Genomic DNA, 22,093 nt, shown 5'->3' with positions numbered 1-22,093 from the left:
TGCCTCTCCTCTGATGGGCTGAAGCGGCATGATCGGGAAATTTAACGCGCTCTCGGGCGCGATCGCTCTCTCTTTGTCCTTAGCGACCGTCAGCAGCCCGGCTGAGGCACAAGGCGTGCTCTGGGGCGGCTTCGTCGGCCAGTACCAGTCCGGCGCCGCCGGCGTCACGAACCCGGCATTCCAGCGGCGCGACACGCGCATCGATTTCAGCTGGAACGCAACCGGCCCCGGCGGCTCGCTCTCGCCCGAGTTCAACACGAAAGGCTGGTCAAGCTTTTCCGGCAGCTGGACCGGCCAGGTGATGGCGGCCACGAGCGAGACCTATACGTTCCAGGTCATCGCGACCGGCGGCGTCGCACTCTATTACCGGCCGACCGGCACCACCGCCTGGACCACGCTCTATGCCGACTACGCCAACGGCACCAAGACCGGGCAGAAGGCCGTGGCGCTGACCGCCGGCACGTCCTACGACATCTGCGTGCATTACTGGCAGCCCGCGACGAGCGGGCGGCTGCAGCTCGGCTGGTCGAGCCCGAGCATCCCGTTCCAGGTCATCGAGGCTGCGACGCCGCTCGGCATCAACGGCGCGGTGGCGCTACCGGGCGAGCCTGGCAACATGTTCGCCGACCTCATGAAGCAGGCCGGTGCCTTCACCGCCTATTCCAACACCCAGCAGACGGTCGCGGTCGACGCGCAGGGCTGGCCGCTTGCCGATGCGACGCTGCCGGTCTGGTCGAGCGGCCGTGAGCTCGACGGCACCTACCAGCTGAGCTTCGCGGGCGAAGCCCAGGTGACGGACTGGGCCAACCTCGGCAGCTTCTCGGTCGGCGGCGTCAGCTACGGCTCGGTCCTGCCGGCGGGCGTCGGCTACGACGCCGCGACCAACACCACGAGCGCGACCTGGACCGTCGCCGCCGCGAGCGCACCGACCACCGCCACGCTCGGCTTCGGCCAGAGCCAACGCACCGCGACCTCGGCCGTCGGCTCGGGCATCACCAATCTGCAGATCCTGCGGCCGGTGGCGCCCGGCTCGGCCACGACCCATGCCGCGGGCGAGCTGTTCAGCGCCCAGTACAAGTCGTTCCTGTCCTATTTCACCGGCATCCGCTTCATGGATTACCTGGCGATCAACGGCAACAAGCAGCAGCATTGGGCCGATCGCGTGACGCCGGGCCTGGGCTCGCAATACCAGGCGGTCTCGGGCTACGGCTGGCAGGGCAAGGGCGGCTCGCTCGAATATCTGGTGGCGCTCGCCAACGAGACCGGCAAGGACGTCTGGATCAATATACCGGCCTATGTCGACGACGACTACGTGACCAAGTTGGCGCAGCTCTTGGCATTCGGCAGCGACGGCACCAATCCCTATACGAGCGCGCAGGCCAATCCCGTCTATCCGCCGCTCAATTCCAACCTCAAGGTCTATGTCGAATACGGCAACGAGCTGTGGAACGGCGCCTATCAGCAGTCGTCCGCCAACCAGAGCCTGGCCAACGCCGCGGTCGCAGCCGGCGGCTCGCCGCTTAACTACGACGGCTCGACCGACCAGACGGTCTGGGCGAAGCGCCGCGTCGTCGACCGGACGGTCAGGATCAGCAGCCTGTTCCGCGCCGTGTGGGGTGACGGCGGGATGATGACGCGCGTCCGGCCCGTGTTCGAATGGCAGTACGGCAACGCCAACAACACGGCGGCGATCGGGCTGACATATCTCGAGAACTACTACGACAACGCCGACGGCGTTGCCCATGTCGCAAGCCCGCATCCGGCCAATTACTACCTGTGGGGCGGCGGCGCCGGCTGGTACCAGACGTCGACCGCCGCCAGCGGCAGCACGGTGAGTGCCATCTATGCGGGCAGCGTCACCAATCCCTCGACCGAGGGCGATGCGATCTGGGCGCTGGGCTTCGGGCTGCACGAGATGGGTTACGAGGGCGGCTTCGAGGTCGGTGGGGATAATCCGACGGCGGTCCAGCTCGCGGCCGACACCGACCCGAACGCCCAGGGCTTCGAAACCACGGCGATCAACAAGTTCTTCCAGCTGGGCGGCGGCACGCCCTTCGTGTTCAACTCGGCCGGCCTCACCTCCTACGGCGTCGCCAGCCCGACGATCGCCGACCAGAACACGCCGAAGATGCAGGCGATCCTGGCCGCGATCTCGGCCGCCCGCCCGGCGAGCAGCTTCGCCTGGCCGCTGCCGATCGACGCCGGCAACATCCCGGTGTCGTTCGCGATGGGTGTCACCCCGTCGGGCACGTCGACCGGCACGCTCGCCCATGTCGGCGACTACATCTCCTGGTCGGTCAACGTTGAGACGGCCGGCAGCTTCACGATCACCACGGATGCCGCCAACCCGGCTGCGGTGCAGATCCGGCTCGACGGCGCGCCGATTGCGACAGGCAGCTGGACCGGCACCCTGCCGGTGGGCCTGCACGGCATCATGGTCCGCAACCTGTCGAGCGCCGGCACCAGCCTCACCAAATTGATGGTGACCAAGGCGACCACGACCACTACCGCAAAGACGGCGACCAAATAAATCTTGAGGGCTGACCTTTCGCTAACCCGTCATTAATCGATCGGGTCCAGTCTGAAGGTCCTCCTCATCGTCTAATGAACTTCGGGCGGAGGGCCATTAACGGCCGCTCCGCCCGATTTTTATCCGGCTGGACCCAGTAGTGGGACAGATCAGCCGAGGTTGAGGATGATCGTCTTCTTGTGGGTGAAGTGCTCGAGCATGCTTTCGAGCGAGGCCTCCTTGCCGAGGCCCGACTGCTTCACGCCGCCGTAGGACATGTTCGGCTGCACGACCAGGTTCTGGTTGACCTGGACCAGGCCCGCTTCGAGCCGTTGGGTCGCATCGAGCGCCGTCTTCAGGTCCTTGGTCCAGATCGAGGCGGCGAGGCCATACTCGGTGTCGTTGGCTTGGGCGATCACGTCCTCGTAGTCGGTGAACTTCACGACGGCCGTCACCGGCCCGAAGATCTCCTCCTTGCAGACGCGATGGTCGTTCGGGATGCCGGTGAAGATGACCGGCTGGATGAACAGGCCCTTCGCCAGCGCCGGATCGGTCGGCATGGCCGAGCAGCGCAGCGTGGTGGCACCCGGCGCCGCCTCGCCCAGCGCGATATAGGACTTCACCTTGGCGAACTGCTCGGGCGAGATGATCGAGCCGATGTCGGTCTTCTCGTCCAAGGGATCGCCCATGACCATCTCGTCGACCTTGGCCTTGAGCTTCGAGACGAACTCGTCGTGGATCGCAGCATGGACGAACATGCGGCTGGCCGCGGTGCAGCTCTGGCCCTGGCGGGTGAAGCGCATGCCGGTGATGGCGCCCGCGACCGCCCGGTCGATGTCGGCGTCGGCCATGACGATCATCGGGCTCTTGCCGCCGAGCTCGAGCGTCACCGGGATCAGCTTCTCGGCCGCGGTCTTGTAGACGATCTTGCCGGTCTCGACCGAGCCGGTGAAGGTGACCTTGCCGACCTTGGGATGCGAGACCAGCGGCGCGCCGGCACCCGGGCCGTCGCCCGAGATCATATTGAAGACGCCCGGCGGCAGCACCTGGTTCATGATCTGGGCCACGCGCAGCACGGCCAAGGGTGCCTCTTCCGCCGACTTCACCACGACCGTGTTGCCCGCGACCATGGCCGGCGCGATCTTGAGCGCCATCAAGAGGAGCGGCACGTTCCACGGGATGATGGCGCCGACGACGCCGATCGGCTCGCGCTGGGTGATGGTGATCGAGTCGGTCTTGAACGGCACGCTCTCGCCCTTGAGCTCGGAGCCCAGGCCGCCGAAGAACACGAACACGTCGGCCAGCACGCCGGCCTCGACCCGGCTCTCGGTGCGGAGCGCCTTGCCGGTCTCGAGCGCCACCAGCTTGGCGATCTCTTCAACATGGGTGTTGAGCAACCGGCCACATTCCTGGACGAGCCGGCCGCGCTCGCGCGGGTGCAGCTTCGCCCAGCTCTTCTGCGCCTTGGCGGCCGATTGGACCGCGAGATCGACGTCGGCCGCGACACCGTCCGCCGCATGGGCGATCACGGCGCCGGTCGCCGGATTGACGACGGGAAAGCTCTTGCCCGAGAGCGCCGGCGTGAGCTTGCCGTCGATCAAGAGCTTGTTCGACAGCTGGTCGGCGAGCGCGAAAGGATCGAGGTTCTGTTCGAGGGACATGGACGAAACTCCTGTGGATCAGGTTTTCATTCCGTCATCCCCGCGAAGGCGGGAATCCAGGGCAACAGGCGACGTCGCGCGGCCACCCTGGATCCCCGCCTCCGCGGGGATGACGACAGAGAGGACTTAGAGCACTTCGCCGAGCTTGCCCCTGAGGTAGGGCAGCACGACCGAGAAGTCCTTGGCGCCGCCGCCGGCGGCCGACAAGAGCTGGTAGACGGTCGCGGCCTCGGCGCCCATGGGTGTCACGGCACCGGTCGCCTGGGCCGCCTGCTGGGCGAGCTTCAGGTCCTTCAGCATCATGTCGGCGGTGAAGCCCGGCGCATAGCCGCGGTTCGACGGCGCCGTCGGCACCGGGCCCGGCGTCGGGCAATAGGTCGTCAAGGACCAGCATTGCCCCGACGACTTCGAGCTCACGTCGTAGAGCTTCTGCGCGTCGAGGCCGAGCTTCTCGGCAAGCGCGAAGGCCTCGCACACGGCGGCCATGGAGATGCCGAGGATCATGTTGTTGCAGATCTTGGCCGCCTGGCCGGTGCCGGGGCCGCCGCAATGGACGATGGTCTTGCCCATCTGCTCGAGATAGGGCCGCGCCCGGCCGACCGCCGCGTCGGGACCGCCGACCATGAAGGTGAGCGTGCCCGCGGTGGCCCCGCCGGTGCCGCCCGAGACCGGCGCGTCGATCATGGCGAAGCCCTTGTCGGTCGCGGCCGCCGCGACCGCACGTGCGGATTCCACGTCGATGGTCGAGCAATCGATCAAGAGTGCGCCCGGCTTGGCGGCCGCCAGGATGCCCTGGGTGTCGAGATAGGCGCCGCGCACATGCGGGCCGGCCGGCAGCATGGTGACGACCACCTCGGCCGCGGCGACCGCCGCCGCAGCCGAGGCCGCCGCCTTGCCGCCGTGCCCGACGAACACCTCGATCGAGGCCTTGACCATGTCGAAGCCCATGACCTCGTGGCCGGCCTTGGCCAGGTTCGCGGCCATGGGGCCGCCCATGTTGCCGAGGCCGATGAATGCGATCTTGCTCATGATTTAGGCGTTCTCCAACAGGCGGCGCGCGATGATCACGCGCATGATTTCGTTGGTCCCCTCGAGGATCTGATGGACACGCAAGTCCCTGAGATAGCGCTCGATCGGGTATTCCTTGATGTAGCCGTAGCCGCCGTGCAGCTGCAGCGCGTCGTTCACGACCTTGAAGCCGACGTCGGTCGCAAGGCGCTTCGCCATGGCGCAGCGGAGCGTTGCGTCCGGATGCTTCTGGTCGAGCGAGGATGCGGCGCGATGGATCATGAGCCGCGCGGCGTCGAGCTCGGTCGCCATGTCGGCGAGCTTGAACTGCAGCGCCTGGAATTCGGCCAGGTGTTTGCCGAACTGCTTGCGCTCTCCCATGTAGCCGCGCGCGGCCTCGAGGCAGGCGCGCGCCCCGCCGAGCGAGCAGGCGCCGATGTTGACGCGCCCGCCGTCGAGGCCCGCCATGGCGATCTTGAAGCCCTCTCCCTCCGCACCGATCCGGTTCGCGACCGGCACTCGGGCGTCCTCGAAGATCAGCTGGCACGTCGGCTGCGAGTTCCAGCCGAGCTTCTTTTCCTGCTTGCCGAACGACAGGCCCGGCGTGCCCTTCTCGACCAGCACGCAGGAGATGCCCTTCGGCCCCGGCCCGCCGGTGCGCACCATGACGGCATAGACCTCGCTGCGTCCGCCGCCCGAGATGAAGGCCTTGCCGCCGTTCAGCACGTAATGGTCGCCGTCCCGCTCCGCCCGGGTCGAGAGCGAGGCCGCGTCCGAGCCGGAGCCGGGCTCGGTCAGGCAATAGCTCGCGAAATGCTCCATCGAGATGAGCGTCGGCAGGAAGCGCCGGCGCACGGCGTCGTCGCCGAACCGGTCGATCATCCAGGCGACCATGTTGTGGATCGAGAGATAGGCCGCGGTCGACGGATCGGCCGCCGCCAGCTCTTCGAAGATCAGCGCCGCGTCGAGGCGCGAGAGGCCCGAGCCGCCGATGTCGTCCCGCACATAGATGCCGGCGAAGCCCAAGGCCGCCGCCTGGCGCAGCTCCGCCTCCGGGAACTGCTTCTCCTCGTCCCAGCGCGCGGCACCGGGCAAGAGCACCTCGCGCGCGAAGCTGCGCGCCGTCTCCTGGAACGCCTGCTGGTCTTCCGAAAGGTCGAATTCCATCCCGTATCGCTCCTTCGACTGCGCATTCGGCAATCGGGTATTGGTCTTTTTCCCAGATCTTACTGCCGCCACTCCTTTGCTGTCATTCCCGCGGAGGCGGGAATCCAGCCCAAGAGCCGCGTCTGCGACGATATGATTCTTTTCCGCGCTCCCGCGTGTAGCGCCTGGATTCCCGCCTGCGCGGGATGACGGAGGAGCTAGGCGCATCACTCGTATCCCCACGCATGTCATTTTCCCGTCGCTTCTGGTATGTGGATTTCTGCAGACCCACTGTGCCGAGCTTCCCATGACTCTCGAGGACGGCTTCGATCGGATCACCGGTTTGCGGTTTCTGGATACCGCAACGCAAAAACAGTTCTTGACGATCACGCCGGAATATGAGACAAGCAGCGTTACGACCGGTTTCGACTGGCCGCACACCGATCCAAGCGAGACAAGACGGTGCGCAGTAACGCACCGCAGGGTCGAGCGAGGATTGGCAAGGCCCGTGATGAACGGACAGGACGGCGGCAGGAGCAATCCCGACCGCCGTTCGCCGTTTTTGGCGACTTTGATGCAAGCCAAGCCGTCACCCGGCGGCGAAGTCGGCATTCGGCCCCCTTTCCGGCAGAGACATAGCGACATTCGTCGGCTTGCACCGGGTTGCTGCCGCACATGAGCAGCAATTTCAATTGGGATGACCTGCGCTATTTCCTGGCGGTCGCACGCACTGGCCGGCTGACCGCGGCGGCGACGCGGCTTCGGCAGGACCACACCACGGTAAGCCGGCGCATCGCGGCGCTCGAACGGGCGCTTGCAACGCCGCTGTTCGAACGAAGCCCGCAAGGCTACGGGCTCACATCCGCCGGCCGGCGCTTGCTCGTCACCGCCGAAGCGATGGAGCGCACGGCATTCGCCGCGCACAAGGAGATCCAGGGCGACGGGCCGCTCGTCTCGGGCACGGTCCGGATCGGCGCGCCCGACGGCTTCGGCAGCTATTTCCTGGCACCGCGCATCGGTAGCCTGATCACGGAACATCCGGAGCTCCGGCCCGAGCTCGTGGCGCTGCCGCGCATCTTCAGCCTGTCGAAGCGCGAGGCCGACATCGCGATCGGCCTGTCACGCCCGACCGAGGGCCGGCTCTATGCCCGCAAGCTCACCGACTATCGCCTGGGCCTTTATGCCGCGCCGGCCTATCTCGCGGCCCACCTGCCGATCGAGCGGCCGGAGGACCTGAAGGCCCACGCGCTCATCGGCTATGTCGAGGATTTCATCTTCACGCCGGAGCTCGACTATCTGCCGCTCGTCGCCCCCGGCGTCGTGCCGCAGTTCCGCAGCTCGACGCTGATCGCCCAGTTGCAGGCGACCTTGGCCGGCATCGGGCTCTGCGTGCTGCCCGATTTCATGACGGCGGGCGCGCCGGGCCTGGTGCCGGTGCTGGAGACGATCTCGATCGTCCGCACCTTCTGGCTCATCACCCACGCCGACTTGCACGACCTGCCGCGTATCCGCGCCACCGGCGACTTCATCGCCCGCGAGGCGCGGGCGGCGCGCGCGCTGTTCATGCCGGAGGGGTGAACCCGACCAGTGGCCTCAGAACCGATCATTCGGGCCCGGTCGAGCTTGACCGAAAATCTCAACCGGAGGCAGTATCGTGGCATCTGACCGCCGGTCTTCGGAGCTATGATGTCCAAGCTTCTCATCGCCGCGCTGCTGCTGAGTTTTGCCCAGATCGCGGTCGCCCGCGCGGATTGCGACAATGCCGCGACGGATCAGGAGCGTGCCGAATGCATCGGCCAGGAATTGCGCGCGGCGGACAAGACCATTAACGACCTTTACCAGGCCCTCCGCGCGAGCCGCGACGACGCCGGCAAGGCAGCGCTGCGCACCCAGCAGATTCAGTGGCTGAAGCTACGCGACCAGACCTGCCAGAGCGCCAGCAAGGAAACCGATCGCGAGAAATGGTTCGCGAACCTGCTGACCGATTTCGGCAAGACGGTCTGCGTCGTGCGTTTCACCAACCAACGGGTCGCCGAATTGACGGCAGAGCAGGCCGGGGCGGCGAGCGCCCCTGCCGCCGCCCCGGCCCCGGCAACCGCGGCAGCGTCGGCCTCGGCCGCATCGGAAGCCGATGTCTATGATCTGATCGCGAACCACAAGCCCTCGAACGGCAAATGGTATTTCGAGGCGACGATCGATGTCGGCGCCCTGGCCAAGATCAGCGAAAGCACGATCTTCATTGGCGTTCAGGGCGACGGCGCCGGCAACACGGGCAGCCTGCAGGCCATCCGCAAGCGGAATGCCGGCGACGCCACGCGGAACATCGGGATCGCCGTCGACCTCGACGTCGGCAAGCTTTACCTCCGCACGAACGGCGCCTGGCAAAGCCAGCCGGGCAGCGCCAATGCGCCCGATCTGAAGCTCGGCCGGCCCTATGTCGCGAAGCTGTCGTCCAGCGTCTCGCTGACAGGCCTGCCCGACGGCGTCATTGACCTGAACTTCGGGGCGAAGCCGTTCGCCTATGCGCTGCCCGACGGCTATGTCCCGCTCGACAAGGCCGCCCCGATCCGGGTGGCCCAACCGATGTGAGGGCGCGCCTTACGCCATGAACCTCGGCAGGGCCGCCGCCAAGGCGTCGACGGCGAGGCGGACCTTGAGCGGCAGGTGCGGCGTCTGCAGCCACAGCGCATGGCAATCGTAGAGAAAGCCCGGCTGGTCCGGCAGCAGCGGCACGAGCGCGCCCGCCTCGATCCGCTCCCGCACCAGCCAGTAGGGTAGCCAGGCGAGCCCGATGCCGGTAGCCGCCACATCGGCGATCGCGTCGAGATCGTCGAGCCGCCAGCGGCTCACCGGCGCGACCTCAGCGGGCTCCCCGTCCGGGCGCGGAAACAGCCAGGGCGCCACCCGGCCCGCCCGGCGATAGACGATGGCCTGGTGTTCTTCGAGATCCTCGATCCGTCGTGGCGCCGGGTGCCGCTCGAGGTAGGACGGCGACGCGCAGACCACCATGCGCTGGCGCGCGACGCGGCGGGCGATCACCCCGGCCCTGTCCTCCAAGCCGCCGGTCCGGACGGCGAGGTCGTAGCCTTGCTCCGCCAGGTCGGCAACGCGATCGCTGAGCGTAAGGTCGAGCTCCAGTGCTGGGTACCGCCGCGCGAGGTCGAGCAGGATGGGCATGACGCAGCGCCGGCCGAAATGCACCGGCATGGTGACCCTGAGCGTGCCGCGCGGCTCGGACAATTGATCGGCCGCAAGCGCATCCGCGGCCTCGGCCTCGGCAAGCACCACGCGGCAGCGCTCGTAATAGGCGCGCCCGAACTCGGTCAGGCTCTGGCGGCGCGTGGTTCGGTTGAGAAGGCGCACGCCCAGGCGCTCTTCCAGAAACCGGACATGCTTGCCGACCATCGGCCCGGACAGGTCGAGCGCTGCAGCCGCGGCGGCGAACGAGCCCAGATCGACGGCCTTGACGAACACGGCCATGCTCATGAGGCGGTCCATATTCAAAACCATTGATTTTTAGTGATCTGCCTATCCCCACATTTATCCACGTCGGTGGCGATGGCATAGCTCATTCCATTCAATTCTTTTGGAGTGGCCATCATGACCCGCATCGTTCGCTTCCATGAGCTGGGCGGCCCCGAGGTACTGCGCATCGAGGAGATCGGGGTGCCGGCCCCCGGCCGGGGCGAGGTGCAGATCCGCGTCAAGGCCTTGGGCCTCAATCGCGCCGAGGCGCTGCTGCGCACCGGCCGCTATATCGAGACGCCGACGCTGCCATCCGGGCTCGGCCTCGAGGCGGCGGGCATCGTCGAGCGGATCGGCGACGGCGTCGATGATGTGGCACCGGGCGACGCCGTCAGCATCGTGCCGCCGTTGTCGATGGCCCGCTGGCCCGCGTATGGCGAGCTTGTCACCTTTCCGGCAGCCCTTGTGGTCAAGCATCCACCGTCGCTCAGCTGGGAAGAAGCGGCGGCCGTGTGGATGCCCTATCTCACCGCCTATGGCGCGCTGATCCAGCTTGCCAAGCTCCTGAAGGACGAGCCCGTCGTGGTTACCGCGGCATCGAGCAGCGTCGGGCTGGCTGCGATCCAGATCGCCAACTTGATCGGCGCGATCCCGATCGCGGTCACGCGCACCGCCGCCAAGGCGGCGGCCCTGCGCGAGGCCGGCGCTCAGCAGGTCATCGTGCTGGAGGAAGACGGTCTAGAGTTCCGGCTGAAGGAAATCGCTGGGCCGGCCGGCGTCCGGGTCGTCCTGGATGCGATCGGCGGCCCGATCTTCGAGCCGTTGGCGGCGGCGATGGCGCTGGGCGGCATCCTCATCGAATACGGCGGCTTGAGCGCCGAGCCGACGCCCTTCCCCCTGTTCACCGTGCTGAGCAAATCCCTGACTCTGCGCGGTTATCGCGTCTACGAGATCACCGGCGACCAAGTGCTGCTCGCGGCCGCCAAGGCCTTCATCCTCGACGGGCTGGCGTCAGGTGCGCTCCGCCCGATCATCGCCAAGAGTTTTCCGTTCGACCGGATCGTCGACGCGCATCGCTTCCTTGAGTCAAACGAACAGTTCGGCAAGATCGTCGTGACGGTGTGATCAGCCGATCAGGCTTCTTGCGCCACGCAGGCCAGATGATGCAGCACGATGCCGCTCGTCGTCGCGACATTGAGGCTGTCGAAGCCGCCGGCCATAGGGATGGCGATGGTGCGGGTACGGGTGAGCAGCTCGGCCGGCAGGCCCGGCCCCTCGGTGCCGAACAGCGCCGCCACCCGCGGCGCACGGGCGAGCCCGGCCAGCGGCGTCGCACCGGCGGGGCTCAGCGATAAGGTTTCGAAGCCGCAACGATCAAGCAACGCCACCGGGTCCTGCCCCGTCGCGAGCCGGGCGAAGGGGACCATCAGGCTGGCGCCGACTGAGACACGGATCGCCTTGCGATAGAGCGGGTCGCAGCAGGTGGCGTCGAGCAACACCGCATCGGCGCCGAACGCGGCGGCGTTGCGGAAGATGCCACCCATATTGTCGTGGTTGGCGATGCCGACGAGCAGGACCACGAGCGCGCGCGGCCCCAGGCCCTCGAGCAGCGCCTCGGCGGACGGCGGATCGGTGCACTCACCAATCGCAAGGATGCCGCGATGCATCGGGAAGCCGGCAATCCGGTCCATGACCGCCTGCGACGCGCCATAGATCGGGATCTCGTCGGGGAGATCGGTCAGCAGCGGCTTCAGCCGTTCCAGCCGCTTGTCGACGATCAGCGCCGACGCCATACGGTGCCGGGCGCTTGCGACCAGCACGTTCAGGACGACCTCGCCCTCGGCCATGAACTGGCGGTCGCGACCGACCAGATCGCGCTCGCGGACATCGCGATAGGCCGCGATGCGCGGGTCGTCAGGATCGTCTATGCGAAAGAACTGCGGCATGCCGGGCGCATCCTAGCGTCCGGCATCAGTGCCCGCGGAATTATTTCGCGGCGGGTGCGGCACCGCCGACGAGCAGGGCCACGGCTTCCTTGCTGAGATCGATCTGGTCCTTGATCGCACGCTGGCCGATCGAGGTGTGCAGCACGGAATTCTGCACGCCGACGGCGGTCGACGCGGTGAGCGGCGACGAGGAAAGCAGCGATGAAACGGGGGAAATCGACATGGGCGCACCTTTAAGGGCAGCGGTTCAGCGGCACTTGGTGCCGTCCGATGGAAGCACAACTATCCCATGAAACCGCACGGCAGACGAGCGGAGAATATCCGGCATTCTCGCCATCTACCCAACACGTCGGCGCCCGCTCACCGATAGCGGAATGAACCCTGGCCCATGGCGAGCAGTTGGCCCGCCTCGTCGCGGACCTCGGCCCGCGCGAAATAAATCTTGCGCCCGCCGCCGGTGACGGTCGCGACGGTGGTGAGCCGGCCGCCGCACGCCGGCGCCACGAAGCTGGTCGTAAGGTCGAGCGTCACACAGAGCCGAGCGCCCTCGGCGGTCGGCGACCAGGTGCCGGCATAGCCGCAGGCGACATCGATCAGCGTCATGAGCACGCCGCCATGGACATAGCCACTGCGGTTCAGGTGGTCGCCGGTCACGTCGAGCTCGACCGTCGCCCGGCCCTCGATCCAGTCGACGAGGCGCAGCCCCACTGCCTCGTTGAAGGCGGAGGGGTGGGGTGTGATAACCGCGAGCTTTTCCGTCATCTCGCTCTGCCGATCCATTGTTTCCCTCAGGCATGCGCACTGGTCTGCCATTGTGGCGTGCGGTTTCGCTGCAATGCAAACGGTGATGTCAGGTCGTCGGCGCGCGATGCTCGCGAAAGGCGGCGGCGAGTGTGCGAAGCGCGCCGCGCGAGCGCGCGTCCGTCAGGGTCGAATGCAGCACGATCTCGGAGACGGGTAGCGCCGGCAGGCCGAGGCGTTCGCCGACCTCGACGGTGCCAATCGGGGCCACGCGATAGGCGAGCGCCGCGATCGCCAGGCCGGCCGAGACGGCCGCCGAGACGGCGGCCATGCCCCCGCCCACGAAGACCTCCGTCCAGCCGATACCGGCCGCGTCGAGCGCGCGTGTCGCGATGTTGCGCACGCCGCAGGACGGCGCGAGAGAAGCCAGCCGGATCGCATCGCCCTGCCGATGTTCGTAGCCGGCTGCGGCAAACCAGCCGAAACGCTCAGGCGCCAGCACTTCGCCGTCGCGGCGGTCGTCCTCGCGGCGAATGATCGCCGCATCGAGCGCCCCGCGCTCGAAGGCATCCAGCAGGTGACGCGAGGCATCGATCTGCACCTCGATGACGAGTGACGGTTCGTAGGCATGCAGCCGCGCGAGCAGCACGGGCAGCTCCGGCCCGGCAACATGGTCGCTGATGCCGAGCGACAAGCGCTGCGGCGCTGCGGCGAGGCCGGCGACGGCGCGTTCATGGGCGGCAATGAACTCCCGCGCGACGCCCAGGAAGGCTGCGCCGCGGGACGAGAGACGGACCAGCCGCGGCGTCCGCTCGATCAGCTTCGCCCCCAGCCGATCCTCAAGCCGCTTCAGCTTGACGCTGACCGCCGCCTGCGAGGTGTCGAGCGCCTCGGCGGCGCGCGTGAAGCTCTGCAGATCGGCGACCAGCACGAACGCCTGCACCGCGTCGACATCCAGCGCCATGGCGAATCATATCCAATCGTTATTTCTGATATATTTAACCATTCTATTATATTATCTTCAAGAGCCCGCTAGGTTGCTCTTGTTCGCGCCGCTCCGCAGAGCGCGACGGGACGACAAGCGAGGCGATCGATGACCGAACTGCATTATGCGACTCTGCTCGAGACGGCGGCGGCCATCAGGGCCCGCAAGCTCTCTCCCGTGGCGCTGACCCGCGCGCTCGTCGAACGCATCGCCCACCTCGAGCCTTCGCTGCAGGCCTATGCGACCCTGACGCCGGATCTGGCCCTGGCGCAGGCGGCCCGGGCAGAAGAGGAGATCGCCGCCGGACGCTATCGTGGGCCGCTGCACGGCATTCCCATTGCGGTCAAGGACATCTGCGACACCGCCGGCATCGTCACCGCCGCCGGCACGGCACTCCACCGGGACCGCGTGCCGGCGCTCGATGCCACGGTCGTGAAGCGGCTGACGAACGCGGGCGCCGTGCTGCTGGGCAAGCTGCAACTGACCGAAGGCGCGTTCGTCACGCATCATCCGACGGTGACGCCGCCGCGCAATCCGTGGCACGCGGATTATTACGCCGGCGCCTCGTCGAGCGGTTCCGGCGTCGCAGTCGCCGCCGGGCTATGCTTCGGCGCGCTCGGCAGCGACACCGGCGGATCGATCCGCTTTCCCTCCGCGGCAAACGGCATTACGGGTCTGAAGCCGACCTGGGGCCGGGTCAGCCGATACGGCGTCTTCGCGCTCGCCGACAGTCTCGATCACATTGGCCCGATGACGCGGTCCGCGGCCGATGCCGGCGCAATGCTGGGCGTCATCGCCGGCCTCGATCCCGAGGATCCCACCAGCCTGCCGGCCCCGGTGCCGGACTATCTGGCCGGACTTGGTGGGCAGCTCGGTGGGCAGCTCGACGGCATCCGCATCGGCGTCGATGCCGCCTACAACGAGGAGGATTGCGATCCCGACGTCGTTGCGGCGGTGCGCGATGCGGAGCGGGTTCTGCGAGGCTTGGGTGCCACCATCACCGCGGTCCGGGTGCCGCCGGCGCAGGCGGTCACCGAAGCCTGGGCAACGCTCTGTGCCGTTGAGGCGGCGATCGTGCACGAGACGACCTATCCCGCCCGGGCGTCGGAGTATGGCGGCCTCGCACAGCTGCTCGAAACAGGCCGTGCCGCCGATGCCGTCGACGTGATGAAAGCGCATCATGGGCGCCTCGCCTATGCCGGCGCGCTGACGCAGCTGTTCGCTTCCATCGACCTGCTGCTCATCCCGACCCAGCCGCTGAGCGACTTCACCATCGCCCAAGAGGCCGAGCTCTTCGCGACGGCGGAAGGATTGCTGGGCTTTCTGCGCTTCGCCGCTCCCTTCGACATGTGGGGCGGGCCGACGCTCACGCTGCCGGGCGGCTTCACCGCGAGGGGGATGCCGCTCTCCTTCCAGCTCGTGGCGCGGCATCTCGACGAGCCGCTGCTCGTGCGCGCAGGCGATGCCTTTCAGCGGGCGACCGATTGGCATCGGCGCCATCCAGCGCTCTAGGCCCCCTTTCCCGGGCATCTTTTGCAGGAGCGGTCGATGAGTGCCGTCGAAGCCGATACCCCCGTCATGGAACCGGAGCGGGACGCTCGGCGCTGGCTCGCGCTGACGGTCCTGCTGACCGGCGCCTTTCTGCCGATCCTCGACTTTACCGTCGTCAACCTGGCCCTGCCGGAGATCCAGCGAAGCCTCGGCGCCTCGCCGGCCGCGTTGGAGTTCGTGATCTCGGCCTATGCCGCGACTTATGCAGTGTTCCTCATCACCGGCGGCCGGCTCGGCGACCTCTATGGCCGCAAGCGGATGTTCATGATCGGCGTCGCCGGGTTCACCGTGGCGTCCGTGCTGTGCGGTACAGCGGGCTCGCCCGGCATGCTGATCGCGAGCCGCATCCTGCAGGCGCTCGCCGCGACGATCATGGCGCCGCAGGTGCTGGCGTCGATCCGCGTCTCATTTCCGCCGGCGGAACAGGGCCGGGCGTTCGCGCTCTATGGCGCCACCTTCGGCCTCGCCAACATCTGCGGGCAGATCCTGGGCGGCGTGCTGGTGACGGCCCACCCCTTGGGCTTCACCTGGCAGGCGATCTTCCTCATCAACGTGCCGGTCGGGTTGGCGGCATTCATCGGCGCGCTCCTGTTCCTCAAGGATTCGCGCGCAGCCCACGCCCAGAGGCTCGACCTGCCTGGCGTCCTGCTGCTGTCGCTCACGCTCGGCCTCCTGGTCTATCCGCTGGTCGAAGGGCGCGAGACCGGTTGGCCGCATTGGATCGTCGCAATGCTGATCCTGTCGCCGGGCGCCCTTGCGCTGTTCATCCGGGCAGAAAGCCGGCTCACCAACCGCGGCGGCGCGCCGCTCGTCGAGCTGGCACTGTTCCGCGAGCGCGGGTTCCTCATCGGCCTCCTGATCGCGACGGCGCTCTACATGCTGTCGGCCTTCTACCTGACCTTCGCGATCTATCTGCAAACCGGTCGCCATCTGTCGCCGCTTCAGGCCGGCATCGCGACACTGCCCTATGCCGTCGGCTATTTCGCGGCCTCGCTCGTCTCCGCTCCGGTGATGCGCCGGCTCGGCCCCCGTGCGCTCACCATCGGTTTCGCGCTGCAGGTGGCGGGCTTCGGCACCGCGGCGCTCGCCGCGAGCGGCGTGCTGCCAGGCGGAGAGCTCACGGGCACGCTCGAATGGGGTCTCGCCTGCGCCGGCATCGGGTTCGGCACGGTCATGCCGTCGATCATCGCGGCCGTGATCGGCGGTATCGACCCGCGCCACGCCGGGCTCGCGTCCGGCATCATGATCTCGACCTTCCAGATCGCCTCGGCCCTGGGCGTCGCCATCATCGGCGGCGTGTTCTACGGCGTGCTCGGCGCCGGCGGGACCAGCGCCGACTATGCGCATGCCTTTACGATCGCCCTTGGCTGCAATGTGGCCCTCCTGGCCCTGGGCGGCATCCTGTCCCTCTGGTTGCCGAAGCTCCCTTTTGCGGCGTGCGCCCGCCCGCGATAGCATGGCCGGTGCCCCCCGGCGGGGCGCCCTTTTGCCGAAGCGGAGGCGCAGATGTCGGTCGAGCGGTTCGATTTCCCGAGTGCAGAAGGACACCGCCTCGCCGCCCGGCTGGACCTGCCGGCCGGGCCGGTGCGCGCCTATGCGCTGTTCGCCCATTGCTTTACCTGCGGCAAGGACATCCATGTCGCAGCGCGCATTGCCGCCGCCCTCGCAGAGCGCGGCATTGCGACCGTCAGGTTCGACTTCACGGGCTTGGGCGGCAGCGGCGGCGATTTCGCCAACACCAATTTCAGCACCAACCTCGCCGACCTCAAGGCAGCGCTCGACCATATGCGGGCAACCGGCCGGACGGCGAGCCTGCTCGTCGGCCACAGCCTGGGCGGCGCGGCGGTGCTGGCCGCGGCGGAGGCCGCACCCGAGGTGCGTGCGGTCGCGACCATCGCCGCCCCGTTCGACGTCGCCCATATTATCGGTCTGTTCGCCGACCGGGCGGACGAGATCGAAGCCCGGGGCGAGGCCAGGGTCAACCTCGCCGGCCGCCCCTTCACGATCCGACGCAGCTTCCTCGACGATGTCCGTGCGCAGGACCAGCAGCAGCGCATCCAGCACCTGGGCCGGCCGCTCCTGATCCTGCATTCGCCCGTCGACCGGATCGTCGACGTCGAGAATGCGCGGGCGATCTTCGCTGCCGCGCGCCATCCGAAGAGCTTCGTCTCGCTCGACGAGGCCGACCATCTGCTGGCCCGCGCGGCCGACGCGGAATATGCCGCAGGCCTGATCGCGCAATGGGCGGCACGCTACCTGCCCGACGCCGCCCCAGGGGACGAAGTGGCGGCCGAGGCGGCGGATGAGTCCGCTGAGGAGCCGGGCCTTGTCGTGGTCGAGGAGACGCGGCGCGGTGCGCTCGATCAGCAGGTGAGCGCCGGCCGCCACCGCTTCCTCGCCGACGAGCCGGTCGCCGTCGGCGGCGGCGACGTCGGACCCGGCCCCTATGATTTCCTGCTGACGGCGCTCGGCGCCTGCACAGCGATGACGCTCCGGCTCTATGCCGACCGCAAGCAGCTGCCGCTGGAACGCGTCCGCGTAGCGCTCCGCCATCATCGCGAACATGTCGAGGATTGCGTGACTTGCGAGAGCAAGGACGGCAAGCTCGACGTGATCGACCGCGAGATCACGCTTGTTGGCCCTCTCGACCCGGCCGCCCGTGCCCGCCTGATGGAGATCGCCGACCGGTGCCCGGTGCACCGGACACTGACCTCGCGCATCGACATCCGCACTGTCGAACGCACATGATTTGAGGCGAACGCCCGTGATTTGAGGCAGGTGATTTGAGTCCAGTGGTTTGCGGGGCGGACCATGTCTAAACTCGCGCCCCCACAATCACCGGGTGCAGCTCCATGCCGTCTTCCGCGCGTCCGATCACGATCGACGATCTCTGGTCCCTGAAACGCCTCGGGTCGCCGACCCTGTCGCCCGACGGGCGCTGGGCCTGCGCTGCGGTCACGCGCTACGACATGGACAAGAACGAGAGCACGAGCGAGCTCTGGCTGTTCGCGACCGACGGGCGCACGCAACGGCAGCTGACGCGCGGCCGGAAGGATGCCGATCCGCAATGGTCGCCCGACGGCAAATGGATCGCCTTCGTCTCGAAGCGCGGCGAGACCAAGGACGCCGACGAGGAGGAACAGATCTATCTGATCGCGGCCGATGGCGGCGAGGCCCGGCGCGTCACCAACCTCGCGACCGGCGCCTTCGAGCCACGCTGGTTTCCGGACAGCCGGCGCCTCGTTTTCCTGTCCTGGGTCTGGCCGGAGCTCGGCAACGAGAAGGCGCAGGCAAAGCGGCTTCGCCAGGAGAAGAACGACAAGGTCAAGGCGACCATCGTCGAGGAGAACCACTACCGTTTCTGGGACCATTGGTATCCGCGCGGCCGCAAGCCGCACCTGCATGTCGTCGACGTCGAGACCGGCAAGACGCGCGACCTGTTCGCCGGCACCCGCTTTTACCTGCCGGCGCAGGATCCGGGCGCCGGCATGTTCGACATCAGCCCGGACGGCCGCGAGATCGCATTCGCCTATGATTTCGACCCCGATCCGCGCGCCTTCTCGCTGACCCAGATCGTGGCGCTGGAGGTGAAGAGCGGGAAATGGACGAACCTGACGGGCGCGGGCGCCATCGACGGCGAGCGCATCAACGGCACGCCGCGCTATTCGCCCGACGGCAAGTGGCTGGCGTTCCTGTCGAGCCATGTCGGCAAGCGCTACAACGAGCAGGATCGCGCCTGGCTCATCGACCGGGCGAACGGCCGGATCTCACCGTTGACCGAGGGCTGGGACCGCGGCGTCGCGGCCCCACTCGTCTGGGCCGCCGACAGCCAGTCGCTCTATTTCGCCGCCGAGAGCGAGGTGGCCCAGCCGATCTGGCGGATCGGCCTCGCGGGCGGCACGCCTGAGGAACTCGTCCGCGGCCCCGGGCACGGCGGCACCGCCGGCGACCTCTGCCTGTCGGCGGACGGCCGCACGCTCGTCTATGCCCGCTCGTCGCTGTCCCACCCGCCGGCCCTGTTCGCCGCCGCCAGCGACGGCAGCCGCGAGCGCGCGATCGAGCGGCTGAACGCAAAGCTGCTCCACCGGCTGGCACTCGGGCAGAGCCAGTCGGTCACGATCAAGGGCTCAGACGGCGACCCGGTGCAGATGTGGGTCATGACGCCGCCCGGCTTCGACGCCGCCAAGCCCGGCAAGGCGAAATGGCCGCTGATGCAGGTCATCCACGGCGGCCCGCATACCTGCGTCACCGACGGCTGGCACTGGCGCTGGAACATGCAGCTCTTCGCCGCCGCCGGCTATGTCGTGGCGGCGGTCAATTATCACGGCTCGACCGGCCGCGGGCAGGCGTTCGTCTCATCAATCAACGCCGATTGGGGCCGGCGCGAGCTCGCCGACATCGAGGCCGGCACCGACCATATGCTCGCGACCGGCACCATCGACCCGGACCGCGTGGTCGCGACCGGTGGCAGCTACGGCGGCTACATGGTTGCCTATATGAACGGCAATGTTCGGGGCGACCGGTACAAGGCCTATGTCTGCCACGCCGGCTGCTTCGACTGGGTCTCGATGATGGGCTCGGACGGCTATTTCTGGCTCGGCAAGGAACTGGGCGCCTTTGCCTGGGAGGACGAGGCGGCGGTGCTGCGCCAGTCGCCGCATCACTACGCCCGGCATTTCGCGACGCCGACGCTCGTCATGCACGGCGAGCTCGACTACCGCGTGCCCTATTACCAGGGGCTGGCCTACTACAACACGCTGCGCGCCAAGGACGTGCCGGCCCGGCTCGTGTTCTTCCCCGACGAGAACCACTGGATCCTGAAGCCGCAGAACTCCCGGCTCTGGTACAAGGAATTCGTCGACTGGTGCAACCGGCACACCGCGCGCAAGAAGCCGCGCCGGAAATAGCCGGGTCGGTCCTGTCGCTTGGCTGCAATACTACGCCGTTACGTCTGTCGTCATGTCTCCGGCGCCCGGACGAAGCACATGATGCCGACCTGCTTCGTCCAGCAGACGATGGCGCGGCCGACCGGGTTGTCGGCGCGCTGCAGCACCTTCTCCGGCGGCACCGGCTGCCAACGGTTGTCGATCCACACTTCGTACCCGTTGGGCGTGGTCCGATAATCCGCCGGCCGGCAATCGGCGATCGAGCAGCAGCTGATGCCGGTGCCGGGCTGGCGCAGGCTTTCGAACCAGGGGCTGAGCGCCGGGTCGGCATTCGGTGGCGGCGCCGCCTTGACGGGCAGGCCGAGAATGGACACGACGATGAGCAGCAGCGACAAGCCGCACATGCGTATCACCGGCCGTCCTCCTCTCAAAACAAGCGAGCCCACAATAAACGCTACCACACGGCCCGGTGCCGGTGTGCCGACGTCCAGTTGCCTTAACGCCGCAGCCGACAAGTTCGTTCAGGATATAGGGTACCACCAAAACACCGCCCATGGCCCGGTCGACCTTCCGGCCGGCGGATCATTCGACCGTCCGCTTCATCGTTCGGGGAATTTCTTGGTGACAATGGCGCGCGCGAGCGTCCGGCCATTTCCGTCGAGCGCCTCCACGGTCCATTGATAGCTGTGCTGGCCGTCGGGCGGACAGGGCCCCTGATAGGAGAAGGCGCCTCGGCGCACCTCGCTCTGCCCGTCATAGGCGATCGATCCGCCGCCGTGCGGATAGGTCGGCGCGTCCAGGTCCTTCATCGCGAACTTGAGCGCCTTCGTCCCGCCGGGCACGCCGCCGAGAGTAAACGGCGGCGATTTCGGATCGAAGCACGACGTCGTGCCCTGCCAGGTGAAATCGACGGAGAAGGCAGGAGATTGCGCCTGCGCCGCACCGGCGCCCGCCACCGCCACCGCCAGCACCATCGCAACAGCCCCCAGTCGTTTCAGCATCCGATCCTCCTCCTCGGTTGCTTCGTCTCGTGTTCGCGTTCGACCATAAACGAGAACACCCCACCCCAAAACGATCATGCCCGGCGGAGACATTCCCCGGTGAACGATTACCGCGAATCCGGTAATGTAATGCTCTCGCAGCGCGAGTGCTGTTGGAGGCGCGCATGAGCTTCGACTCGTTGACGACTCTGATTGGCGGACAAGACGGCATCGATCTCGAAACCGCAGGCCCCGCCTGCCGGGCCCTTGCGGCCGGCACCGGCGAGGATACGCAACGCGCGCGGGCGCTCATCGCGACGATGGCGCTGCAGGCGCTGGCCCATTCCCCCGCGTTCCAACGGGCGCTCACCGCCCGCGGATTTCCGTTTCACGAGCTGGCGCGAACGGAGCAGATCGTCGCCCTCAGAAGCGTCAACCGCCGTTACGACCTCGTCATGCTGCACTCGTTGCGCGATGAACAGACGTGGGTGATCGACATCAAGCCGTCGTCGTCCGACCTCATCGAGGGCTGGCTGAATTTCACCGATCTGCTGGAGGCACCCCCGCCCTTCCACACCCTGGGGCCCCTCATTGCCATCGAGGCGTTCGCGGGGCAGCCGTTCGGCGCCGTGATCGCGCAACGGCCGACGACCTCCGCCGTCAACGCGCCGCCCTCTGTCTGGAAGGTCGACCCGCTGACCGGGTCATACGGCGATTCGACCGCCGGCGTCGCCGCGATCGACAAGAAGAAGCGCTCAGGCGTGACCGCGGCGCTCCACGCAGTCGGCTCCAACAAGCACGTGACGGTTGATGGCGTCAGCGGCACGGTTGTGCGGCGCAACAAAGTGTCCGACAGCTGCTTCATCGAAGTCACGACGACGGCGAACCCGGGCAGCAAGGGCGCCAAGGGCCCGCTCGCAAACAAGCTGCCGCGCGGCAACCAGGGCGCCGAATACGAGGGGCTCACGACCGGGCTGAACAGCACCAACGTCACCGGCTGGGATTTGGCCGCCCCCAACGTGACGAAATACAATCAGCTCAAGATCTACACGCCGCCGATCACCGACCAAGGCGATTCGGGCGCGGCCTTGATCAGCGACGACGACTACATTGTCGGCTTCGCGCTCGAGGTCACCGGCCGCAACGCCACCCCCGCCTATTCGTCGTGGGTCTGGGCCCACTCCGTCTACGAACTGCTGGACCTGGAGTACTGAC

20 protein-coding genes are annotated in these 22,093 nt (G+C 67.5%); 10 read left to right on the top strand and 10 right to left on the bottom strand.

Going from position 1 to position 22,093, the window contains the following annotated elements:
• Nucleotides 1-28: 28 nt before the first annotated feature.
• Nucleotides 29-2,530, top strand: coding sequence for a PA14 domain-containing protein (locus IEY58_RS00445; protein WP_189041290.1), 2,502 nt, complete (start codon nt 29-31; stop codon nt 2,528-2,530).
• A 149-nt stretch (nt 2,531-2,679) separates the two neighbouring features.
• On the opposite strand, the gene IEY58_RS00440 is transcribed toward IEY58_RS00445, so the two are convergent.
• The 3 genes from IEY58_RS00440 to IEY58_RS00430 all read right to left on the bottom strand — a co-directional run bounded on the left by IEY58_RS00440 (nt 2,680) and on the right by IEY58_RS00430 (nt 6,345).
• Nucleotides 2,680-4,170 (bottom strand): aldehyde dehydrogenase family protein, encoded by a 1,491-nt coding sequence (locus IEY58_RS00440; RefSeq protein ID WP_189041288.1) that lies wholly within the window; start codon nt 4,168-4,170, stop codon nt 2,680-2,682.
• A gap of 126 nt (nt 4,171-4,296) precedes the next feature.
• Nucleotides 4,297-5,199, bottom strand: a complete 903-nt coding sequence (gene mmsB, locus IEY58_RS00435; protein WP_189041285.1) for a 3-hydroxyisobutyrate dehydrogenase — start codon at nt 5,197-5,199, stop codon at nt 4,297-4,299.
• 3 nt (nt 5,200-5,202) lie between these two features.
• Entirely contained in the window at nt 5,203-6,345 is a 1,143-nt protein-coding gene (locus IEY58_RS00430; protein ID WP_189041283.1) for an acyl-CoA dehydrogenase family protein, read from the bottom strand.
• 286 nt (nt 6,346-6,631) lie between these two features.
• Here IEY58_RS00430 and IEY58_RS00425 point away from each other — a divergent pair, with 286 nt between their 5' ends.
• From IEY58_RS00425 to IEY58_RS00415, 3 genes are all read left to right on the top strand, one after another.
• Nucleotides 6,632-7,003, top strand: coding sequence for a hypothetical protein (locus IEY58_RS00425; RefSeq protein WP_189041282.1), 372 nt, complete (start codon nt 6,632-6,634; stop codon nt 7,001-7,003).
• On the top strand, nt 7,000-7,902 hold the full coding sequence (locus IEY58_RS00420; protein WP_189041280.1) for a LysR family transcriptional regulator: 903 nt from the start codon (nt 7,000-7,002) through the stop codon (nt 7,900-7,902). Before IEY58_RS00425 ends, IEY58_RS00420 begins: the two co-directional genes overlap by 4 nt.
• Nucleotides 7,903-8,010: 108 nt before the next feature.
• Nucleotides 8,011-8,913 (top strand): lysozyme inhibitor LprI family protein, encoded by a 903-nt coding sequence (locus tag IEY58_RS00415; RefSeq protein WP_189041278.1) that lies wholly within the window; start codon nt 8,011-8,013, stop codon nt 8,911-8,913.
• Nucleotides 8,914-8,922: 9 nt separating this feature from the next.
• On the opposite strand, the gene IEY58_RS00410 is transcribed toward IEY58_RS00415, so the two are convergent.
• On the bottom strand, nt 8,923-9,810 hold the full coding sequence (locus IEY58_RS00410; RefSeq protein WP_229743385.1) for a LysR family transcriptional regulator: 888 nt from the start codon (nt 9,808-9,810) through the stop codon (nt 8,923-8,925).
• Between the two features lie 114 nt (nt 9,811-9,924).
• Here IEY58_RS00410 and IEY58_RS00405 point away from each other — a divergent pair, with 114 nt between their 5' ends.
• Nucleotides 9,925-10,914, top strand: a complete 990-nt coding sequence (locus IEY58_RS00405) for a zinc-dependent alcohol dehydrogenase family protein (RefSeq protein WP_189041274.1) — start codon at nt 9,925-9,927, stop codon at nt 10,912-10,914.
• Between the two features lie 8 nt (nt 10,915-10,922).
• On the opposite strand, the gene IEY58_RS00400 is transcribed toward IEY58_RS00405, so the two are convergent.
• The 4 genes from IEY58_RS00400 to IEY58_RS00385 all read right to left on the bottom strand — a co-directional run bounded on the left by IEY58_RS00400 (nt 10,923) and on the right by IEY58_RS00385 (nt 13,440).
• Nucleotides 10,923-11,735 (bottom strand): TrmH family RNA methyltransferase, encoded by an 813-nt coding sequence (locus IEY58_RS00400; RefSeq protein ID WP_189041273.1) that lies wholly within the window; start codon nt 11,733-11,735, stop codon nt 10,923-10,925.
• Nucleotides 11,736-11,775: 40 nt separating this feature from the next.
• Entirely contained in the window at nt 11,776-11,958 is a 183-nt protein-coding gene (locus IEY58_RS00395; protein ID WP_189041271.1) for a hypothetical protein, read from the bottom strand.
• Between the two features lie 137 nt (nt 11,959-12,095).
• Nucleotides 12,096-12,497 (bottom strand): PaaI family thioesterase, encoded by a 402-nt coding sequence (locus IEY58_RS00390; protein WP_189041269.1) that lies wholly within the window; start codon nt 12,495-12,497, stop codon nt 12,096-12,098.
• Nucleotides 12,498-12,585: 88 nt separating this feature from the next.
• Nucleotides 12,586-13,440 (bottom strand): LysR family transcriptional regulator, encoded by an 855-nt coding sequence (locus tag IEY58_RS00385; RefSeq protein WP_189041267.1) that lies wholly within the window; start codon nt 13,438-13,440, stop codon nt 12,586-12,588.
• Between the two features lie 129 nt (nt 13,441-13,569).
• Between IEY58_RS00385 and IEY58_RS00380 the strand changes: the two genes are divergently transcribed.
• The 4 genes from IEY58_RS00380 (at nt 13,570) to IEY58_RS00365 (ending at nt 19,919) form a co-directional block, all read left to right on the top strand.
• On the top strand, nt 13,570-14,973 hold the full coding sequence (locus IEY58_RS00380; RefSeq protein ID WP_189041265.1) for an amidase: 1,404 nt from the start codon (nt 13,570-13,572) through the stop codon (nt 14,971-14,973).
• A gap of 36 nt (nt 14,974-15,009) precedes the next feature.
• Nucleotides 15,010-16,467, top strand: coding sequence for an MFS transporter (locus IEY58_RS00375; protein ID WP_189041263.1), 1,458 nt, complete (start codon nt 15,010-15,012; stop codon nt 16,465-16,467).
• Between the two features lie 51 nt (nt 16,468-16,518).
• Complete coding sequence (locus IEY58_RS00370; protein WP_189041261.1) at nt 16,519-17,760, top strand: bifunctional alpha/beta hydrolase/OsmC family protein; 1,242 nt, start codon at nt 16,519-16,521, stop codon at nt 17,758-17,760.
• A 104-nt stretch (nt 17,761-17,864) separates the two neighbouring features.
• On the top strand, nt 17,865-19,919 hold the full coding sequence (locus tag IEY58_RS00365; RefSeq protein ID WP_189041259.1) for a dipeptidyl-peptidase 5: 2,055 nt from the start codon (nt 17,865-17,867) through the stop codon (nt 19,917-19,919).
• A gap of 50 nt (nt 19,920-19,969) precedes the next feature.
• On the opposite strand, the gene IEY58_RS00360 is transcribed toward IEY58_RS00365, so the two are convergent.
• Nucleotides 19,970-20,311, bottom strand: a complete 342-nt coding sequence (locus tag IEY58_RS00360) for a hypothetical protein (RefSeq protein ID WP_229743383.1) — start codon at nt 20,309-20,311, stop codon at nt 19,970-19,972.
• A 186-nt stretch (nt 20,312-20,497) separates the two neighbouring features.
• Nucleotides 20,498-20,899, bottom strand: coding sequence for a YbhB/YbcL family Raf kinase inhibitor-like protein (locus IEY58_RS00355; RefSeq protein WP_229743381.1), 402 nt, complete (start codon nt 20,897-20,899; stop codon nt 20,498-20,500).
• Nucleotides 20,900-21,063: 164 nt separating this feature from the next.
• Between IEY58_RS00355 and IEY58_RS00350 the strand changes: the two genes are divergently transcribed.
• Nucleotides 21,064-22,092 carry a hypothetical protein gene (locus IEY58_RS00350; RefSeq protein WP_189041257.1) on the top strand — a complete coding sequence of 343 codons (1,029 nt, stop codon included), beginning with the start codon at nt 21,064-21,066 and terminating at the stop codon, nt 22,090-22,092.
• The last annotated feature ends 1 nt before the right edge of the window (nt 22,093 follow it).

Origin of the sequence: Aliidongia dinghuensis, from assembly GCF_014643535.1 — a bacterium.
GTDB classification, from domain to species: Bacteria; Pseudomonadota; Alphaproteobacteria; order ATCC43930; family CGMCC-115725; genus Aliidongia; species Aliidongia dinghuensis.
The sequence above is the reverse complement of the archived record's forward strand: the minus strand, read 5'-3'. Positions and strand labels throughout refer to the sequence as shown.

Coding starts and splice junctions, on each gene's coding strand:
- IEY58_RS00445 (WP_189041290.1), top strand. CDS start 29: ATGATCGGGAAATTTAACGCGCTCTCGGGCGCGATCGCTCTCTCTTTG.
- IEY58_RS00440 (WP_189041288.1), bottom strand. CDS start 4,170: ATGTCCCTCGAACAGAACCTCGATCCTTTCGCGCTCGCCGACCAGCTG.
- mmsB (WP_189041285.1), bottom strand. CDS start 5,199: ATGAGCAAGATCGCATTCATCGGCCTCGGCAACATGGGCGGCCCCATG.
- IEY58_RS00430 (WP_189041283.1), bottom strand. CDS start 6,345: ATGGAATTCGACCTTTCGGAAGACCAGCAGGCGTTCCAGGAGACGGCG.
- IEY58_RS00425 (WP_189041282.1), top strand. CDS start 6,632: ATGACTCTCGAGGACGGCTTCGATCGGATCACCGGTTTGCGGTTTCTG.
- IEY58_RS00420 (WP_189041280.1), top strand. CDS start 7,000: ATGAGCAGCAATTTCAATTGGGATGACCTGCGCTATTTCCTGGCGGTC.
- IEY58_RS00415 (WP_189041278.1), top strand. CDS start 8,011: ATGTCCAAGCTTCTCATCGCCGCGCTGCTGCTGAGTTTTGCCCAGATC.
- IEY58_RS00410 (WP_229743385.1), bottom strand. CDS start 9,810: ATGAGCATGGCCGTGTTCGTCAAGGCCGTCGATCTGGGCTCGTTCGCC.
- IEY58_RS00405 (WP_189041274.1), top strand. CDS start 9,925: ATGACCCGCATCGTTCGCTTCCATGAGCTGGGCGGCCCCGAGGTACTG.
- IEY58_RS00400 (WP_189041273.1), bottom strand. CDS start 11,735: ATGCCGCAGTTCTTTCGCATAGACGATCCTGACGACCCGCGCATCGCG.
- IEY58_RS00395 (WP_189041271.1), bottom strand. CDS start 11,958: ATGTCGATTTCCCCCGTTTCATCGCTGCTTTCCTCGTCGCCGCTCACC.
- IEY58_RS00390 (WP_189041269.1), bottom strand. CDS start 12,497: ATGACGGAAAAGCTCGCGGTTATCACACCCCACCCCTCCGCCTTCAAC.
- IEY58_RS00385 (WP_189041267.1), bottom strand. CDS start 13,440: ATGGCGCTGGATGTCGACGCGGTGCAGGCGTTCGTGCTGGTCGCCGAT.
- IEY58_RS00380 (WP_189041265.1), top strand. CDS start 13,570: ATGACCGAACTGCATTATGCGACTCTGCTCGAGACGGCGGCGGCCATC.
- IEY58_RS00375 (WP_189041263.1), top strand. CDS start 15,010: ATGAGTGCCGTCGAAGCCGATACCCCCGTCATGGAACCGGAGCGGGAC.
- IEY58_RS00370 (WP_189041261.1), top strand. CDS start 16,519: ATGTCGGTCGAGCGGTTCGATTTCCCGAGTGCAGAAGGACACCGCCTC.
- IEY58_RS00365 (WP_189041259.1), top strand. CDS start 17,865: ATGCCGTCTTCCGCGCGTCCGATCACGATCGACGATCTCTGGTCCCTG.
- IEY58_RS00355 (WP_229743381.1), bottom strand. CDS start 20,899: ATGCTGAAACGACTGGGGGCTGTTGCGATGGTGCTGGCGGTGGCGGTG.
- IEY58_RS00350 (WP_189041257.1), top strand. CDS start 21,064: ATGAGCTTCGACTCGTTGACGACTCTGATTGGCGGACAAGACGGCATC.